General features: G+C 67.7%; 13 protein-coding genes and 1 pseudogene. 6 read left to right on the top strand and 8 right to left on the bottom strand.

Going from position 1 to position 16,755, the window contains the following annotated elements; genetic code table 11:
- Nucleotides 1-97: 97 nt before the first annotated feature.
- The gene (locus ACWD04_RS04840; protein ID WP_451128137.1) at nucleotides 98-1,309 is read left to right on the top strand and encodes a DNA cytosine methyltransferase; all 1,212 of its coding nucleotides are present in this window, start codon (nucleotides 98-100) and stop codon (nucleotides 1,307-1,309) included.
- On the opposite strand, the gene ACWD04_RS04835 is transcribed toward ACWD04_RS04840, so the two are convergent.
- The 6 genes and pseudogenes from ACWD04_RS04835 to ACWD04_RS04810 all read right to left on the bottom strand — a co-directional run bounded on the left by ACWD04_RS04835 (nucleotide 1,244) and on the right by ACWD04_RS04810 (nucleotide 6,864).
- Entirely contained in the window at nucleotides 1,244-1,699 is a 456-nt protein-coding gene (locus ACWD04_RS04835) for a very short patch repair endonuclease (RefSeq protein ID WP_451128135.1), read from the bottom strand. The two genes, ACWD04_RS04840 and ACWD04_RS04835, sit on opposite strands and share 66 nt — an antisense overlap.
- Nucleotides 1,692-2,294 (bottom strand): hypothetical protein, encoded by a 603-nt coding sequence (locus ACWD04_RS04830; RefSeq protein WP_451128133.1) that lies wholly within the window; start codon nucleotides 2,292-2,294, stop codon nucleotides 1,692-1,694. The genes ACWD04_RS04835 and ACWD04_RS04830 overlap by 8 nt, the downstream gene beginning before the upstream one ends.
- Nucleotides 2,291-3,742 (bottom strand): PIN-like domain-containing protein, encoded by a 1,452-nt coding sequence (locus tag ACWD04_RS04825; RefSeq protein WP_451128131.1) that lies wholly within the window; start codon nucleotides 3,740-3,742, stop codon nucleotides 2,291-2,293. The genes ACWD04_RS04830 and ACWD04_RS04825 overlap by 4 nt, the downstream gene beginning before the upstream one ends.
- Nucleotides 3,743-3,790: 48 nt before the next feature.
- Nucleotides 3,791-4,861 (bottom strand): NaeI family type II restriction endonuclease, encoded by a 1,071-nt coding sequence (locus ACWD04_RS04820; RefSeq protein WP_451128129.1) that lies wholly within the window; start codon nucleotides 4,859-4,861, stop codon nucleotides 3,791-3,793.
- Nucleotides 4,862-5,493: 632 nt separating this feature from the next.
- Nucleotides 5,494-5,795 (bottom strand): annotated as a pseudogene (locus ACWD04_RS04815) (ATP-binding protein); the annotation flags it as partial.
- A gap of 142 nt (nucleotides 5,796-5,937) precedes the next feature.
- Nucleotides 5,938-6,864, bottom strand: a complete 927-nt coding sequence (locus ACWD04_RS04810; RefSeq protein ID WP_451128127.1) for a TetR/AcrR family transcriptional regulator C-terminal domain-containing protein — start codon at nucleotides 6,862-6,864, stop codon at nucleotides 5,938-5,940.
- Between the two features lie 114 nt (nucleotides 6,865-6,978).
- Here ACWD04_RS04810 and ACWD04_RS04805 point away from each other — a divergent pair, with 114 nt between their 5' ends.
- Nucleotides 6,979-8,544, top strand: a complete 1,566-nt coding sequence (locus tag ACWD04_RS04805) for an MFS transporter (RefSeq protein ID WP_451128125.1) — start codon at nucleotides 6,979-6,981, stop codon at nucleotides 8,542-8,544.
- 21 nt (nucleotides 8,545-8,565) lie between these two features.
- Here the strand turns inward: ACWD04_RS04805 and ACWD04_RS04800 are convergent, their stop codons facing one another.
- The gene (locus ACWD04_RS04800) at nucleotides 8,566-9,123 is read right to left on the bottom strand and encodes an SMI1/KNR4 family protein (RefSeq protein WP_451128123.1); all 558 of its coding nucleotides are present in this window, start codon (nucleotides 9,121-9,123) and stop codon (nucleotides 8,566-8,568) included.
- Nucleotides 9,124-9,288: 165 nt separating this feature from the next.
- On the opposite strand from ACWD04_RS04800, the gene ACWD04_RS04795 reads away from it, so the two are divergent.
- Complete coding sequence (locus tag ACWD04_RS04795) at nucleotides 9,289-11,604, top strand: SpoIIE family protein phosphatase (protein ID WP_451128121.1); 2,316 nt, start codon at nucleotides 9,289-9,291, stop codon at nucleotides 11,602-11,604.
- A gap of 33 nt (nucleotides 11,605-11,637) precedes the next feature.
- Here ACWD04_RS04795 and ACWD04_RS04790 read toward each other — a convergent pair whose 3' ends face one another.
- On the bottom strand, nucleotides 11,638-11,844 hold the full coding sequence (locus ACWD04_RS04790) for a DUF4287 domain-containing protein (RefSeq protein WP_451128119.1): 207 nt from the start codon (nucleotides 11,842-11,844) through the stop codon (nucleotides 11,638-11,640).
- 269 nt (nucleotides 11,845-12,113) lie between these two features.
- On the opposite strand from ACWD04_RS04790, the gene ACWD04_RS04785 reads away from it, so the two are divergent.
- Genes ACWD04_RS04785 through ACWD04_RS04775 form a run of 3 tightly spaced genes read left to right on the top strand, consistent with a single transcriptional unit; the run spans nucleotide 12,114 to nucleotide 16,728 of the window.
- A complete protein-coding gene (locus ACWD04_RS04785; RefSeq protein WP_451128117.1) occupies nucleotides 12,114-12,563 on the top strand; it encodes a hypothetical protein in 450 nt (149 codons plus the stop codon).
- A gap of 5 nt (nucleotides 12,564-12,568) precedes the next feature.
- Nucleotides 12,569-15,283 (top strand): substrate-binding domain-containing protein, encoded by a 2,715-nt coding sequence (locus ACWD04_RS04780; RefSeq protein ID WP_451128115.1) that lies wholly within the window; start codon nucleotides 12,569-12,571, stop codon nucleotides 15,281-15,283.
- Nucleotides 15,280-16,728, top strand: coding sequence for an extracellular solute-binding protein (locus ACWD04_RS04775; RefSeq protein ID WP_451128113.1), 1,449 nt, complete (start codon nucleotides 15,280-15,282; stop codon nucleotides 16,726-16,728). Before ACWD04_RS04780 ends, ACWD04_RS04775 begins: the two co-directional genes overlap by 4 nt.
- The last annotated feature ends 27 nt before the right edge of the window (nucleotides 16,729-16,755 follow it).

The following is a 16,755-nucleotide window of genomic DNA, read 5'->3' as shown; positions in this document are numbered from 1 at the left end:
GACACTTGGAGGCGGTCGCGTTGTCAGTGGGGTCTGTCACCCTCTGTGACGACTGGCAGCAATGGGTGCCAGTCGGGAAAGATCGGGAGGAGGGTGCATGACCAGCACCAAGAGGGAGTTCACCTCAGTTGAGATCTGCGCTGGGGCCGGCGGGCAGGCTCTGGGCTTGCACAATGCGCTTTTCAGGCATCTCGCGCTCATTGAGATTGACGTGAACGCAGTTGCGACCCTCAAGAGGAACGTCGAGGGCAACGCAGAGTGGGAGGGCTGCCAGGTCAAGCAGGCTGACCTGACCAAGCTAGAGGCGCGGGACCTGAGGCTGGAGCTAGGTCTGGAAAAGGGGGATCTTGACCTGTTGGCTGGTGGTGTTCCGTGCCCGCCTTTCTCTCTTGCGGGCAAGCAGCTCGGGCGGGATGACGAGCGGGACCTCTTCCCGGACATGATCAGACTCGTGGACGAGCTGAGGCCTAAAGCTGTCATGATCGAAAACGTCCGTGGCTTGCTGGAACCCCGGGAGAAGTTCCTGGATTACAGGGAGGAGCTTCTGGGGGATCTCGCGGACATGGGTTACAAGCAGTGCTACTGGAAGGTCCTGGAAGCCAAGAACTACGGGGTCCCTCAGCTTCGCCCTCGGGCCATTCTGGTAGCGCTGAGGGAGCCACTGGTCCCGTTCTTCGCTGCTGCGGAGCCAAAGGAGCGTCCACTTCGCACTGTAGGGGAGGCTCTTGAGGAGTCAATGCATAAGCGTTTCCAAGAGGTTGATGACCCCAGGGCTGATGACGCGTTCAAGGCCTGGCTGAAGGATGCCTCAAAGGGTGTAGCGCCGACTCTTGTTGGCGGCTCGAAGAAGCACGGTGGCGCTGACCTCGGCCCGACCCGTGCCAAAAAGGCATGGGCGGCACTTGGAATCTGCGGACTGGGTGTAGCGAATGACTCGGCGGAGATGAAGCGGCAGGAAAGTCAGGAACGTGATCTGTTTTCTGCAGCAGGGCCGAAGCTGACGGTAGAGCAGGCAGCCATCATCCAGGGCTTTCCCTCCACTTGGAAGTTTGAAGGAAAGAAGACCGCAGCTTACCGGCAAGTCGGGAATGCGTTCCCGCCACCAGTGGCCGAGGCGGTCGGGCAGCAGATCATCGCCGCGCTCAGGGCAGCGAAGGCAGCCGGCGTTACGGCCGCGATGCTGAAGGCCCAGCCCGAGGGCAGAGAGAGGGAGAGCGAGCTGCTGTTCAGGATGGACGATCTCTCAGTGCCGAGCGTCGCGGAGACGGCTCACAGCAGCCGCGATCGCGAGGGCGCAGTCGTCGGGTGACTCGTGTTCCCAGAAGCGGAGCACGGTCCACCCCGCTTCACGGAGGCGCTGGTCCGTGTCTCTGTCGCGGGTCACGTTCCGCACTACTTTGCTAGACCAGTAGCCGGTGTTGGTCTTGGGTGACACGTAGTGTTCCGGACAGCCGTGCCAGTAGCAGCCATCGATGAAGACCGCGAGCTTCGCCGGACGGAAGACAATGTCTGCCGTCCGGCGAAGCTCTGGTACCGGCCTTGTTGCCACGCGGTATCGTAGCCCCTGGGCGTGCAGCAAGCGCCGAACTAGCAATTCTGGTTTCGTGTCCCGGCTCCGAATGGCTTGCATGTTCCGGCGACGGGCAGCTGTAGAAGCCCAAGAGCCCTCGGGTCGCTGCCAGTTGCCGTGATCATTCATTTTCGAAAATACCAGCGTTCCTGAGAATGCGTTTCTTTTCGGGAGTGCTGTATGCTTTCGTCTTTCGAACGTTATTCTTCACGATAAACGGAAGCAGATCGAAGTTCAAGTTAAGTGATCGCAGCTCGTACACATCAATCTCGTCCAACGCGTACGACTCGACATCCAGCCCCAGCTCACGTAGTTCACGTGCGCGGCGCTCCGTATGTACTCCATCACCCGTAACGATGCGTACCATGGCTGCGGGCACAGGCTGGGTGAAATTCTCTTGAAGCAGGGAAAAGAGTCGCTCGTGAGTTTTTCCGCGGTATGGGGTCCTGAGAAGATTTTTGGGCACGGTGTCCGAGTACCGCAGGTTCAGTTCCTGCTGGAGTTCCGCGTGCAGCTCTTTGAACTTGCGATTCTCTTCAGGTAGATGCATCAGCATTCTCGACCTGATAGCACTAGCGGTGATGTTTTTCGCGTAAGTGTATGCATCGAAGAGTGATTGGGGATCTCTGTGGCTGCCAATCTCTGAGAGCAAGTTACTGAGAGCATGCTCGGCATCTGGCCTAAGCCGCTTCCACTCGTCCTCGGGCGTGTTTTGGGTGGTCATCTTGCACTCCCATCGTGAATAAAGGACTCCGGCAGTCTTAACTGGTCGTGATCATTTATCCTGAGGTCAAGCTGTTGTGCAGCGAGCCCTTGGAGGGTCTTCCTGTCGCGCCTAGCACAGGATTCGACGGCTTGTGCAAACCACGGTGCGATCCATGACGAGCTGCGGTAGGGCCACTCGCCTAGGTGAAGACGGACCCCGGGCAGCCAAGTCGCATCTGGCTGCTTATCTGACCGAGTCGCAGGCATCACGAGTACTTCTGGTTCGTCATCGAAGCGCTCCCGACGGCCCAGCTGTGCAGTTACTCCGATCAACCACCAGCTGAAAAGTAGCTGGGAAGGCGTATCGCCGATCCCGTCGAATACCGAATCATCTACGCCGATAGCATGAAGGGATGCTTCCACTAGGTGAGGTGATGGCTGGCTATGTACTGCTCGCTCTTCTGTAACCAGCGTGACAAGCGGACTCTTCGCTGCCCGATCAATTTCCGCATAGGTCGTTTCAGCGATCTCGGCATTGAGGAAACGATTGATCCCACGATAGAATTCTCCGGGGGTCTCAATGCGGAGCTCGGCGCCCGTGCGCATCCTCAACTCGCTGGTTAGGTATGGCCAGGGGCGAGAGCCCTGCCCATTGCCGGCTGGCTGGTACCAGTCTTCCTTGGTGTCATTGGATACGAAAAGAAGGTGCGATCGCTCTGGAGCAGATGCCATGTGTGTAATAGTCTCCTCCCAAAGAAGATAGTCGCCAGACGAGGACAGGGCGGTCTGTTTCCCTTCATCAGAGAATCCAGGTGGGATCCGATTAGGGAATCGGTACGACGCTGCTTCTTCGACACGCCGACGGATTTCTGCTGGGTCGGGTGGCCCTGCAATCCTGTCATTGAAGAGCTCGGCAACTTGGGAGAGAACCGGGTCATTCCTGTCGACTGAAGAAATGGCGAGATCGTAATCTTTGAGTTGTTTGATGTGGTCGACTAGGATTTCATTCCACTCGGCGTGAATATCCGTGATGGCAGAATCTGAAATCTTGACGTCAAGTTCTTCCTTCGCGTTGTAGTCTTGTGCATATCTAATTAGGAGATCCTGGACGAGCTTGCGAGCGTCTGCGATCGCTGTGCGCGCGTCACTCATCTTCTTCCTGAGGGCCTTCGATGCCTCGTCCAGAGCCTTTTTTCTGCCGACAATGATGCGGTGTCGGTTCTGGACGAACTCGAGACCGACCTGGTGTGGCAGCCACAGTTGTTGATGGACGCTCCGGAGGGCGCCGAATACCTGCTCGCGCGCCTGGGGCGTGTATTCGTAGAGACTCAGCAACACGTTGGTATCGAGCACAACTGTGCCGCGTGTGAAGAACTGCTCCCGGCCGGGGGCGTCTTCATGTGTGCTGTTCTGAATCCAATCCCGATACTGCTTGAATAGGGGGTACTCGTCTTCAGTGCCGCTCACTGATAATTTCCTCTCCTCTCCGGGGCGGTGTGCAGGAAACGCATCATCTTAGCCTTGTTGTAGTGGCTGCAACGAATGTCGCTCCGGCAATTCTTCGTGCAGGTGACCTCTGGGACTGGGGGCGTTGGCTGCTGAGGGATGCGTGCGCGACGGAAGCTTTGGTGCGGGCATCTGGGTCTCTTCGTGTTCATCTAGCGCGACCCAGCGGATTCCGTCTAGTTCGGCAGATGGACGGTTGCCATGGATGGAATCGGCGCGTGCAATCTTAAAGCTTACAAATTCCCCCTTGTCGGGAACTGGGCCGCCGAGCGCACTTGCCACTGCACGGTGGTTGGTTGAGTCACCGACGATGATAATGCCCTCCTTTCGCAAGGCAGGGCGGGCGCGCGTGCCATTCTTATCGTCGCGGACGCGGGCCATGTAGTCATGTTGCCGGGCGAGTGTTCTCACCACGTTTCGATCGATTCGGCGCCGTTGCACTCGCCTGAAAAGTTCATTAACCTTTCCCTGGCCGGAGCGTGGGGCGAGGATGGCAGCTCGTAGCGAGGGATCAAGATGTAGCAGCAAGTTTTCTTTCAATGGGCGTCGGCGCCAGAGCCAGGTGACCATGGAATGATGGTCTTTGGTGAGGCGGAACTTTCCGTCGCGATTTCCCTTCTTGGTGATGTTGCCCGTTGTAGTCAGTTTCTGACGGTCAGCGCGGAACAGGCCGGCGCTCCAAAGGCCTCGTTCCTCGTGGTCGTCGGCCCAGACGACCAGGCAGATTTCATCCAGGGCTTCCGGTGGGATCATCCAGCCGAACTCTTTTTGGGAAAATTTGCAGTCAACTTCGATGCCTTCGATCAAGTAGTCCATGTCCTGACCGCTGTGCAAGTTGAACTTCCTGAGCAAATTAAGCTCTATCAAAGTACCGGCGTGAGTTTTCTCCGTTTTGTGTAGTTCGCTCCAGTCGAAGCGCCCGGTATGCTCCCCGTCCAGCAGTTGATCAATCGCTTCGCGTAAAACCTGAGCGAAGCGTTGCCCGTCAGGGTCCTGTTTCATAAAGTACCTGTGCACGAGCATCAGTTCAGGATCGTCACATACGCCAGGCCCCGGACCAGGCATATCAAACAAAGTCATTTCGTGGCTCTTTCACAGGAGTTCGGTGCTGGGGTGGTATAGGTCATGCCGCGTTGCTCACGCAATGCAGCGCGTATTCCCTTCAGGCCATTTCGGTCGCGATCACAACGCTGTCGGCATGGCGGCGGCCAGTGGATCGTGGGCATCGCATGCGCGGCATCCCTTCGCTCGGTACCGCAGGAGACGCCGTGCCAGATCTTTGGCGGAAAGCAGAGGGAACAGTGCGAAAGCCACGATGACCTTCGACGGGTCGGCCAGGCCTTGGGTTGCTTCCTTGACGGGTTCGATTTCACTTTCCCCTCCACGACAGGATGCGGCAGCATCACGCCGGTTGAGAGAGTGGCTGCCAGTCCCGGCGAGCCTATGCCTTCGATCAGGCGCTGAGCCGCAGACCGGTGCTCCAGGCTGGAGATGCGGCCGAAAGCTGTTTTCTCGCTTGCCGGCTTCGGCGCACGAGAGAGAAGGTGGACCGAGATGCTCCCATCTACGCGGATAGCTGTCGACAGTTGGGGCGCGATGATCAGCCAGCCGCCTACGGTGGTGAGCTTCTCCTCAAGTTGCGAAAGGCAGGCGAGATGCGGCTTGGAGGCCTCGGGGCGTTCCTACCCCAGACCAGCCAGAACGCCCCGGTCGAGCGCCTGCTCCCCGTACTCCTGTGGGCCGCCCACGATCGTCGCGGTGTCGAGCGTCTCGTCGTTCATGCCCCGCCCGTCGTCGACGACCAGGAGGCTGACCAGACGGTCCTCGTCCCGCAGGAAGCTGAGGACGACGTTGCGCGCACCCGCGTCGATGGAGTTGTCGACGAGGTCGGCTGTCGCCGCCTCGAATCCGTACCCCTGGTGCGTCAGCGATTCGACGTAACGGGCGGCAGCCGCTTGCTGCCGGTCGTCGGGACCTCGTACTGCCAGTCCGAGGACGGCTGGTAGGGCGGCATAAGCGTCCTCGCACAGACGGAACGGGGCCTGCGTGGGGGTGAACGGCCCGGAGCTGATTGTTGAATGTGATGGTATTGCAAAGGTGGGTATTTCCGCCGGGTTCAGTTGACTGCTGTTACACACTGCGGTAGTTGAGGGGCCTCACCCCGGGCCCGCCTCCCCCCCCCGCACCCCCGCCACCAGCACCGCCACCCCGTCCAGCACCCGGGCCAGGCCGAACTCGAAGAGGGTGTCCAGCTCCAGCTTGAAGCTGTCCTCCTTGGAGAGGGTGGACAGCACCGGGTAGGCCGCGGTCGTCTGGATCGCGTCCACGCGCGGCTCCATCGACGTCATCCACTCGGCCGCCGTCATGCCGCTGTCCTGCTGCGCCTGGGACTCCAGCTCGACGGCCATCGCGATGCCCTGGGCGTATCCGAGCACCGTGAGGTGGGTGTGCAGCATCTGCTCCGGGGTGAGGCCGAGGCCCGTCAGGGCGCTCAGGATCCGCTCGGGGTACTGCATGGCGTTCGGGGAGGCCATGGGGCGGGTGAGGCCGGCCATGGCCCGTGCCAGCCAGGGGTGTTGCCCGTACTGCTTCCACAGCCAGCGTGCCTCCCGCTCCAGCAGCGGGCGCCAGCCCGTCGGCCGTGGGCCGGGCGGGCCGCTGCCGAACACCGCTTCCGACATCAGCCGGACCAGCTCGCCCTTGCTCGGGACGTGGCGGTAGAGCGCCATGGTCGACGTGCCGAACTCCGTCGCGATGCGCCGCATCGAGAGTGCGGCGAGGCCCTCCTCGTCGGCCAGCGCGATCGCCGTACGGATGACGCGCTCGCGGCTGAGCTGCCGTCCGGGAGCCGTCGCGCGCTGGCGGTCGCTCTGCGCCACCACCGTGCCGATGCCGGGCACCGGCCGCACCAGCCCTTCCTGGTTCAGTGCGGCGAGTGCCTTCGTCGCGGTGGCCATCGCGACGCCCCATTCCTGGGTGATCCGGCGGGTGGAGGGGACCGGATCGCCGGGGCCGAGCTCGCCCGAGGCGATGCGGCGGCGGATCTCCCCGGCGATGCGGAGGTAGGGCGGTTCGGCGCTCATGGCGTCACCGTACTAGTGCACCTGAGCCCGTTGCACCCCGTTCAGCTGGTGGTTCCGGGCGGTGCACTAGGCAGCTGTTTGCGCTGTACGTGACGGGCCGCTTCCGTACGGTGTATGGAGAACACCCCCGGACCCCGCGCGGGCCGTAAGGAATGGACCGCCCTCGCCGTCCTCATGCTGCCGCTGCTCCTCGTCTCGATGGACATCTCCATCCTCTACTTCGCGATTCCCTACATCAGCCAGGACCTGGAGCCCAGCGCCACACAGCAGTTGTGGATCCTGGACATGTACGGCTTCGTACTCGCGGGCCTGCTCATCGTCATGGGCGCCCTCGGCGACCGGATCGGGCGGCGCACCCTGGTGCTGGGGGGAGCCGCCGTCTTCGGTGCCGCCTCGGTGGCAGCCGCGTACGCGCACTCCGCCGAACTGCTCATCGGCGTACGCGCGCTGCTCGGCCTCGGCGGTGCCGCCCTGATGCCCTCGACCCTCGCCCTGATCCGCAACCTCTTCCACGACGCGAAGCAGCGGGCGAAGGCGGTGACCCTGTGGACGGGCGTCATGACCACCGGTATTTCGCTGGGGCCCGTCGTCAGCGGGCTGCTGCTCGAACACTTCTGGTGGGGCTCGGTGTTCCTCATCAACCTGCCCGCCATGGTGCTGCTGCTCGTGCTGGTGCCCTTCCTGGTGCCGGAGACCGCGACCATCGCTCGCGGCCGCTTCGATCTGTTCAGCGCCGTGCTCTCGCTCGGTGCCCTCCTCCCGGTCATCTACGGCATCAAGGAGTGGGCCCGGCACGGTTACGAGCCGTTGCTCGCGCTCTGTATCGCCGCGGGGCTCGCACTCGGGGCCGTTTTCGTACGCCGTCAGAGGCGCCTCGCCCACCCGATGATCGACCTCGGCCTGCTCGGGCGGCGTGCCTTCGGCGGCCCGGTACTCGCCGATCTGCTCGCGATGTTCGCCACGGTGGGCATGGCCGTCTTCTTCACCCAGTACCTGCAGTCCGTGCTCGGTCAGAGCCCCCTCACCGCCGCGCTGTGGAGCCTGGTGCCGGCCGCTGGCGTGGCCCTCATGGCACCGACCGCCGCCGCGCTCGCCCAGCGGACCGATCGCGCGTACGTCATGGGGGGCGGCTTCTCCGTCGCCGCCTGCGGATTCCTCTGGCTGTCGCAGCTGCGTACCGACTCGCCCCTGTGGTACGCCCTCGTCGGCGCGGCCGCGTACGCGGGCGGGCTGGTCGCCGCCATGACCCTCGCCAACGAACTCGCCCTGGGCGCGGCCCCGCCGGAGCGCGCCGGATCGGCGGCGGCCGTGCTGTCGTCGGGGCAGGAGCTGGGCGGGGCCCTGGGCATGGCGCTCCTCGGCTCCATCGGCGCCGCGGTCTACAGCCGGGACATGGCCGACGCCGTGCCCGCCGGGCTGCCGAATGCCGAAGCGGTACGTGAAACCCTGGGCGGCGCGGCAGCGGTCGCGGCCGAACTTCCGCCTGCGACGGGGGATGCCGTGCTGTCGGCCGCGCGTGACGCCTTCACCCACGGGCTGGGCATCGCGGCGGTCGGCGCAGCCGTGGTCATGGTCGGAGCAGGTGTGCTGTCGGTCGGTTTCCTGCGGGGCGTGGCCGGGCAGGCGCCGGCCGCGCCGTCGTCCTCGGACGACAAAGGTCCGACGGCGTCGGCGCTCTGACGTACCTGGCCGCCCGGGGGCTCACCGGCACAACGCGTCGATGTCCTCCTCGAAGGTGGGGAACTCCGCCCTGGCCTCGGTGACGATCTCCTCCGCCGTCCGGCGCGGTGTCGTCGCGTGGTGTTCGGCGATCCGGGTCAGGGCCGCGTCGGGGGCGGACTCGAACGCGTCGGCCAGGGCGGCCTCCATCGGGCCGTAGCCGTCGGCCAGGACCCAGAGGAAGTCGGAGAGGCTGCCCGCCACCACGCCGCACTCGCCCTCCGAACCCATGAAGACGACCGGCTGGTCGGCGAGGGGGCGGCAGAGGCGGGTGCGCCAGATCATGGCGTGGCCGCCCGCGCCGTTCTGGCCGAAGATGAGATAGGCGTCGCCGTCGATCTCGCTGTTTCCCGTCCAGCTCCGGAAGTGGTCGGTGGTCCATTGCGCCGACTCGAAGTCCGTGTCCGGCTCGAAGTCGATGCGGTGGTCCCCCTCGTCCCCGGCCACGCCGGTGTCGTCGTGGCCGTAGTGGAAGTCCACCTTCGCCACGTCGGCGAGGGCGGCGGGGAAGCTGCGGTCGGACGCGTCCGTGTCGTTCATGGGCGCAGGCTATGCGGCCCCACTGACAACACCCGGACCCGTCGGCGGAGCCGGGCCCGCTCCGGTAGCGGGCGGCGGACCGGGGACCGATGCTGGACGCGTACGTGTCCACGTGTGCGGAGGCTCGGTACGCGGGCCCCGTGAGGGGGCGAAGGAGCTGGGCTCATGGCTGACGCGCCCTTGATGGTCGTGGACGGCGCCGGGGTGGTCACCGGCTGGAGCCGGGCGGCCGAGCGGCGCTTCGGGCCCGCGACCGCCGATGCGCTGGGGCTGCGCGTCATGGACGTACTGGCGGGCGACACCCGGGCGGCGTACAGCGGTGACAACGCGCCCGCGGGGCTCCGGCTGGAGCCCCTCGCGGGGGCGAGCTGGGCCGTCTGGGAGGCCGATGAGAGCGGGGGGCCCGGCCAGGACGGCGATGTCGTCGGGACGGCGCTGCTGGACGTGCTGTTCACACAGGCTCGCGTACGCGTCTATGTACTCGATCCGGGACTGCGCCTCCTGAAAATCAGCGATCCCTCCGCAGGCCCGGGCACCGACGAGACCGAGCGGCTGCGTGGACGGCCGTTGCGCGAGGTGTGCGCCTTCGAGGAACCGGAGCAGGTGGAGGCCTTCGTACGGGAGGTCCTGCGCACCGGGGTACCCGGGATCGAGCGGCCGTTCCGCGCCCGCCCCGGCGACGTGCCCGGCGGACGGCGCACCCTCGCCCTGACGGCGTTCCGGCTCCAGGAGGGGCGCGGGGCGGGGCCGGGTGATGACGGCGGCGCCGTCCTGGGGGCCGCCGTGTCCGTGATCGACGTCAGCGAGCAGGTCCGGCGCCGGGGCCGGGAGGCCGCGCTCGCCGCGGTCCGCGACAGTGTGGGCTCGACGCTGGACGTCGACGCCACCTGCCGCGACCTCGTGGCGGCGCTGGCTCCCGGGTACGCGGACATCTGCGTCGTCGAGGTCGTCGACGCGGTCCTGCGCGGCGAGGACCTCGATCCCGGGCCGCCCGCCCCCGACGTACCGCTGCGGCGTGCCGCGTACGCGGGCGGCAACCGGGCCGCCCACTCCGTCGGAGACGTACGGGTGGCGCCCCTGGGAACCCCCTACCAGCGGGCCCTGTCCGACCTCCAGGTCCGCGTCCTCCCGCTGGCGGACGCCCCGTGGGCCGACGCCGACGCCGCGCGAGCGGGATCCATCCGGAAAATCGGCGCGCACACGCTGCTGGTGGCGCCGTTGACGCTGCACGGGGCGGTCCTCGGGCTGGTGAGCCTCTACCGGTGCGGGGACTCCGAGCCGTTCACCGAGGAGGACGTCCCCGTGGTGGAGGCGATGGCGTCCCGTGCCGCCCTCGGCATCGACAACGCCCGCCGGTACGTGCACGAGTACACCATTGCCAGCGCCCTCCAGCGCCGGCTGCTGCCGCAGAGCCCCGCGCCCCAGCCCGCCGTCGAGACGGACCATCTGCTGCTGCCCGGCGGGGGCGCCGGCACCTGGTTCGACACGATCGCCCTGTCCGGCGCCCGTACGGCCCTCGCCATCGGGGAGGTGGCCCAGGGCGGCATCCACGCGGCCACCACCATGGGGCAGTTGCGCACCGTCGTCCAAGCCCTCGCCGCGCTGGACCTGGAGCCCGACGAGCTGCTCGCGCGCCTCTACGACACGGCGGCACGGCTGGCGGAGGAACGCGCCCGGCTGCCGAAGAGTGACCCTCTGTACGAGGAGCCACTGGCCGCGACCTGCGCGTACGCCGTGTACGACCCGTTCACCGGGAAGTGCACGGTGGCCGCCGCAGGCCATCCCGCCCCCCTCGTCGTGGAACCGGGCGGCGACGGCTTCGTGGTCGGCCTGCCCGTGGGGCCGCCGCTGGGGGCCGCGGACCGGGCCCCCGTCGCCGAGGTCTCCCTCCCTCTCCGGGAGGGCAGCCTGTTCGTGCTGCACAGCAACGCGCTGCGGGGCCACGCCCAGTCCCCCTCGGGCGCGCTGCGCCAGGCGCTCACGCCCACGGACCGGCCGACGCGCGAACTCTGCGACGCGGTCGCCCGCGCCCTGCCGGACAGCGCCGACCTCGAGGGTGCCGCGCTGCTGCTGGCCCGGACCCACGCCATGCCCGAGGACCGGTACGCCGCCTGGGAACTCCCGTACGACAGGACGGCCCCGGCCACCGCGCGCCGCCTCACCTCCGAGAGGCTGGCCGACTGGCACCTCGAGGGCGACACGGGTGACGCGACCGAGCTGATCGTCAGCGAGCTGGTGACCAACGCCGTGCGCTACGGCCGCCCGCCCGTGGAGCTGCGCCTCATCCTCGACCGGGGCCTGACCTGCGAGATCCGGGACGGCAGCACCACCGCCCCGTACATGAAGTACGCCGGAGCGGTGGACGAGGGCGGGCGGGGCCTCTTCATCATTTCCCAGCTCGCCTCCCTGTGGGGCACCCGGTACGCCGCCGAGGGCAAGACCGTCTGGTCGGAGCAGGCGATTCCCGGCGACGGCACGTGAGCGGGGCGTCCGGGTGCGGCGCCTGGGGCGGTCCTACTTGTCCTCGGCGAGGGTGTGGGCGACCAGGGCGTTGGCATGGCCGTGGCCCAGGCCGTGCTCGGTCTTGAGCCAGGAGACGAGCTCCATGTGCTTGGTCAGGGGCGAGGAGTGGATCAGGTCCTTCCACTCCGCGACCGGGCGGCCGTACTTCGTCTCGATCGCCGGGAAATAGCTTGCCGGGCCCTTGACCGCGTCGGTCATGTCTGCGCGTCCCCTCCGTGGAAACCTCGTGGTGAGCACCACGAGGTGATCGTGACTCTCTCAGGGATACGACTGCCGGCAGGCGCGAAAGTGATCGGTGGGCGCGAAAGTGCCGGCAGGCGCAGAAGTGACCTGTGGGGCGCGTAACGGCCTTCAAACGGAGCTGAACGAAGGGGTGTCCTGTGTCAACGCCCGTGGGATGATCCTGTGTTCAGTGGCCATCTCCTCAAGGGCGAGGGGATGAGGCCGACGGGCCGATGGGGGCGGGCATGACGGACGGGTCGGGCACGGACGCGCAGGGACAGCAACAGGGGCGGGGGAAGGTCGAGTTACGGATCAGCCTCATCGGGACGCACACCCGGCGTGACGATCTCGAAGCCCTGAACACCTGGCTGAAGAACGCGCCCGTTCTCGAGGACGCGCTGGAACGTCAGGAACTCGCCCTGGCCCGCAAGGACTCGCTCACGCAGACCGAGGCGATGGGCGGGGAGCTGATCCAGGACATCATCCTCGTCGTCTCGGTCGAGCTGGCCCGGACCGTGGCCGAGAACACGTGGCGCTCCGTGGAGACCTGGCTGCGCAACCGGCGCCGCTTCGCCGACCCCGAGGAGACGCCCCGCGTCACCCTCGACGGGCCGCTTCAGGGGCCGGGCCCCGACCTGAGCCGTGACACCGACCGTGACCGAACGCGCGGCGGCGACGAGCCCGGAGAGGTCTAGCGGCTGTGCCGCCGTACAACGCGCGCGGCGAGGCGAACAGAGCCAAGCGGCACAGAGCCGTGCTCATCGGGGTCGAGCACTACACGGGCACCCGGAACGACCTTCCGGCCGTCGCCACGAACCTCCGCCTCATGCGCGAGGCCCTGACCGCCGATACCACCGGGGTGCTCGGCCCGGAGGACCTCGTCGTGGTCCCCACGGACGGCGGCCCGACGGCCACCGTCGATCCGCTCCGGGTGCGTGCCGTGCTGACCGCTGCCCGCAAGGAGGTGACCGGGCTGCTGGTCGTCTACTTCGCCGGGCACGGCATCGTGCGGACCGACGGCAGCGACCTCAACCTGATGTTCACCGATTCCCGGGTGACCAGGGACCGTTCCCACCCCTTCGTGGACACCCTGTCCTGGCGTGACGACATCATGCGCGAGCTGCGCCGGGCCGACGCCGACTGGGTCGTCGTCATCCTGGACTGCTGCTTCGCCGGCAACGCCCTCACGTCCTTCAATCCTGCCGTCGGACAGAATTTCGCCCTGCTCACCGCGGCGGAGCCGGGCGTGGAGATCCCGCCCGGTGACCCCGCCACCGGTACGGAGTTCACGGCCGCCCTGCACCGGCTGCTGACCGCGGGCGAGGGGGAGCCGGTCACCTTCACCCGGATCGTCACCGGGATACGCCGGGCGATGGCGCCGCTGAAGGCGGTCGACGGGCACCCGTGGATCCCGGACGAGCTGCGGCACGGCGACGACGTGGTGCTCGCACTCGCGGCGGACTCCGAGCCCCCGCCCCCGCCCCCGCCTCCTCCGCCACCCCCACCGCCGTCACCGGTGGTCGATCCCCTGCCGGGGATCACGACGGGGCGGATGCGGTGGACGGCCTGGCCGCGTCGCGTGCTTCCCGCTCTGGTCCACCACATGACCCGCACGACCACCCTCGTCCTGGCGGGCGTTGTCGCTCTCGCCGGGGGCGGAGCCTGGTACATCCTGGGTCCCACCTCGCCCGGTGCCTGCGATCCGCCCCTGGAGCTGCGCGTGCTCACCGACCCCGATCTGCGGGCCACCGTGAAGAAGGCCGCCGACACCTACCTCGACCGGGAGGGCGACGGCTGCCGGACCGTCGGCATCACGGTGGACGACGCCAAGACCACCGACGCCGTGACGGCCCTCAGGTCCTCCTCGCTCTGGCAGGAACCGCCCGCCGCCTGCCCGTCCTCCGGCGACTGCCCCCGGCCCCAGCGGGACGTCGGAGCACAGCCGGACATCTGGATCCCGGCGGCCGACAGCGCGTGGCAGCGGGCGACAGCCGAGGACGCGGGCGGCGGCACCTCCACGACCGGGACCGACGGGCCCGCCGCGGGCGCCCCGGACGCGGCGGGCAGCGTCGTCGGCCTCCACCGGCTGGGCTCCATCGCCTACACACCGATGGTCCTCGGCGTGCCGGACACCATGGCGCAGGTCCAGGCCCTGCAGACCGACGATCCCCTGGACGCGATCATCTCCGGGCTCAAGAGCCAGACGGTCAAGATCCTGCGCCCCGACCCCGAAGGGACCGAAGGCGCCCTGCTGGCGACCGACGCGCTCTACGCCGCCTCCGGCGCCGGGCGCGTGGCCACGGTCGAACAGGGCATGGCGCAGATCCTGCGGCCCATGCCCCCCACGGCGCGGGAACTGATGTGCGTACTGGCCGACGGGACGCACAACTCCCTGGAGCGTCAGGCCGCTGTCCTCGTACCGGAACAGACCCTGGCGCAGTTCAACCTGTCGGCGGGCCAACCGGGCCGCCCCGACTGCGTGACGGAGACGCTGGGGCACCGGGTGGCCCACTACCCCTCCGACGTGCCGATGCTGGACCTGCCCTTCGTCCGGGTCACCTGGGCCGGGGCCGACCGGGACGCCGCCGACCGAAGGACGGCCGTCGAGGACTTCTACGACTGGCTGGTCACGGACGAGGACGCGCAGAAGTGCTTCACCGACGACGGTTTCCGGGGCGCCGGCACGAACGGCCCGGCACCGCCCGGCGCGGACTCCGTGCTGCGGTCCGAGGACAACGCGACCGCCGTACGCGAACGGATCCCGGCGACCGGGCGGGGCACCGACGTGGCCGCGTCGCTGAGCGAAACCCTGAGCCGCTACCGGGGGGCGCTGGGGCCCGGCAAGGTCCTCTACCTCCTCGACAACTCGGCCTCGACGGAGGAGAAGCGGGTCTGGGACGGCATCGGAGGCGCCAGGGAACTGGTGGCCCGCTCGATGAGCTCCCTCGGCGCCGGGGACGAGTACGGAGTGCGGCTGGCGGCCGTGAAGGACGGACAGCCCGCCACGAACCTCGTGGCGTTCGGGCGGCGCCCCAGGGCCGCTGCGCAAAAGGCCGTCGCCGGCGCGACGACCGCCAGGTTCGACGCCCGCATCGCGGCGGGCCTGAAGGAAGCGCTCGTGACCCTGCGCAACGATCCCGAGGGGGAGCAGCCGCGGCTCCTCGTCCTGGTCACCGACGGCGAGGATTTCGAGGCCGTCGAGGAGGCCGAGCGGAAGGAACTGGTCGCGAAGGCGGCGGAGTCGCCCCATGTGAGGATCGTGACGGTGTCGCTGCAGAACGGCGCCTGCGCGGACGGCCGGTTCGGCGAGCGGCTCGCCGAGGCGAGCGGCGGACGCTGCCTGGACGCGGCCGGCGACCTCGCGGTCGAGCTCGCGGCGGAGGTCGCCAGGACCGGTACGGGAGACGCGGAATGACCTACGGACACCGTCGCGCCCGCCGCCGGGCCAGGGCGGTCGTCGCCGTCGGCGGTCTGCTCGCGCTTCTCTCCGCCGCCTGCACGGGTGGGTCCGGGGACATGCGGCAGTCCGGTCAGGGCCGGCAGACGCCGGAAGGGCCCATCGTCGTCGCCAGCGGGCTCGACGTCACCGGCTCCGGCAGTGTGCGGCAGCAGCTCGTGGAGGAGTGGAACCGTCAGCACGCCGGGTCGAAGGACGAGCAGGCCAAGCTCGTCGAGCTGCCCGGTGACGCCGACCAGCAGCGCAGTCAGCTCCTCGGCGCCCTGCAGTCCGGCAGCGCCCGCTACGACGTGGTGAACCTCGACATCACCTGGATCCCCGAGTTCGCCGAGGCCGGACTCATCAGCCCCATGCCCGTCGCGGAGAGCGCCGCGTCCGACGACGAGCGTGACTTCATCCGGCAGGTCCACGCCACGACCGTATGGGAGGACCGCTCGTACGCCCGCCCGTTCAACACCGACGTGGGACTCCTCTACTACCGGCCCGACCTGCTGACGGAGGCCGACATCACGGAGGACAGGCAGCCCGACGCCGACTGGACGTGGGACCAGCTCTACTCCTCCGTCAAGACCCTCAAGCTGAACCCGGTCCGCAGCGAGGACCGCGCGGGCTGGACCTCACAGCTCGCCCTCTACGAGGGGCTGACCGTCAACACCGTCGAGGCGTTCGCGGACGCCGGTTTCGAACTCACCGACAGCAAGGGGAAGTACAGCGCCGGCGAGGAGAAGCTGAAGAAGGGCCTGGACACGCTCCTCGACCGCGTCGGCCGGGGTCAGGTCCTGCCCGCCGCGCACACGTCCATGGAGACGGAGTCCCTCACCGACTTCGCCGAGAGTCGCGCTGTCTTCCTGCGCCACTGGCCGTACGCGTACGGGGCGTTGGAAGACCTGATGAAACCGGGGGAGTACGCCGTGAACCGGCTGCCGGGGAAGGCTGTGCTCGGCGGGCAGAACCTCGCCGTCACCTCCGTCACCGGCGATTCGCCCCGGGCCGGGAACGCCCGCGCCCTCATCACCTTCCTGACCTCACCGGAGAGCGAACGCTGCCTGCTCGACGCGGGCTTCGCGGCGACCCGGACCTCCGTGTACGACAGCTTCGCGAAGCCCTGCTGGCCCCGTGTCGCCGCCGCGCTCCGGCTGGCCGGCGGCACGCCGGATGCGGCGGCCACGGGGGAGGGCGCACCGGAGGGGCAGGGACCTCAGGCGCGTGCGGCGTACATCCAGACCCTCGCCGAGGCGCTGGCCGATGCGGTGCAGCGGCCGCGCACCCCGTACTACGGCGCGTTCACGCAGGTGCTGCAGACCCATGTGCACGCGCTGCTGGCCGCCGGGCACCGTCCCGACACCGCCGAGGCCGCCAGGAAGCTCGACAAGGATCTCCGGGACGTGTTCGCCGGCAGGTGAGGGAATCCGAGAGCCAGGGGAGGGACG

It is taken from the genome of Streptomyces sp. NPDC002911 (genome assembly GCF_053591835.1).
Note: the sequence above shows the minus strand (reverse complement) of the source record. Positions and strands in the feature narration are given on the sequence as shown.

What these genes read in the sequence shown, in the direction of transcription:
- ACWD04_RS04840 (WP_451128137.1), top strand. Translation starts at nt 98, where the DNA reads ATGACCAGCACCAAGAGGGAGTTCACCTCAGTTGAGATCTGCGCTGGG.
- ACWD04_RS04835 (WP_451128135.1), bottom strand. Translation starts at nt 1,699, where the DNA reads ATGAATGATCACGGCAACTGGCAGCGACCCGAGGGCTCTTGGGCTTCT.
- ACWD04_RS04830 (WP_451128133.1), bottom strand. Translation starts at nt 2,294, where the DNA reads ATGACCACCCAAAACACGCCCGAGGACGAGTGGAAGCGGCTTAGGCCA.
- ACWD04_RS04820 (WP_451128129.1), bottom strand. Translation starts at nt 4,861, where the DNA reads ATGACTTTGTTTGATATGCCTGGTCCGGGGCCTGGCGTATGTGACGAT.
- ACWD04_RS04810 (WP_451128127.1), bottom strand. Translation starts at nt 6,864, where the DNA reads ATGAGCGCCGAACCGCCCTACCTCCGCATCGCCGGGGAGATCCGCCGC.
- ACWD04_RS04805 (WP_451128125.1), top strand. Translation starts at nt 6,979, where the DNA reads ATGGAGAACACCCCCGGACCCCGCGCGGGCCGTAAGGAATGGACCGCC.
- ACWD04_RS04800 (WP_451128123.1), bottom strand. Translation starts at nt 9,123, where the DNA reads ATGAACGACACGGACGCGTCCGACCGCAGCTTCCCCGCCGCCCTCGCC.
- ACWD04_RS04795 (WP_451128121.1), top strand. Translation starts at nt 9,289, where the DNA reads ATGGCTGACGCGCCCTTGATGGTCGTGGACGGCGCCGGGGTGGTCACC.
- ACWD04_RS04790 (WP_451128119.1), bottom strand. Translation starts at nt 11,844, where the DNA reads ATGACCGACGCGGTCAAGGGCCCGGCAAGCTATTTCCCGGCGATCGAG.
- ACWD04_RS04785 (WP_451128117.1), top strand. Translation starts at nt 12,114, where the DNA reads ATGACGGACGGGTCGGGCACGGACGCGCAGGGACAGCAACAGGGGCGG.
- ACWD04_RS04775 (WP_451128113.1), top strand. Translation starts at nt 15,280, where the DNA reads ATGACCTACGGACACCGTCGCGCCCGCCGCCGGGCCAGGGCGGTCGTC.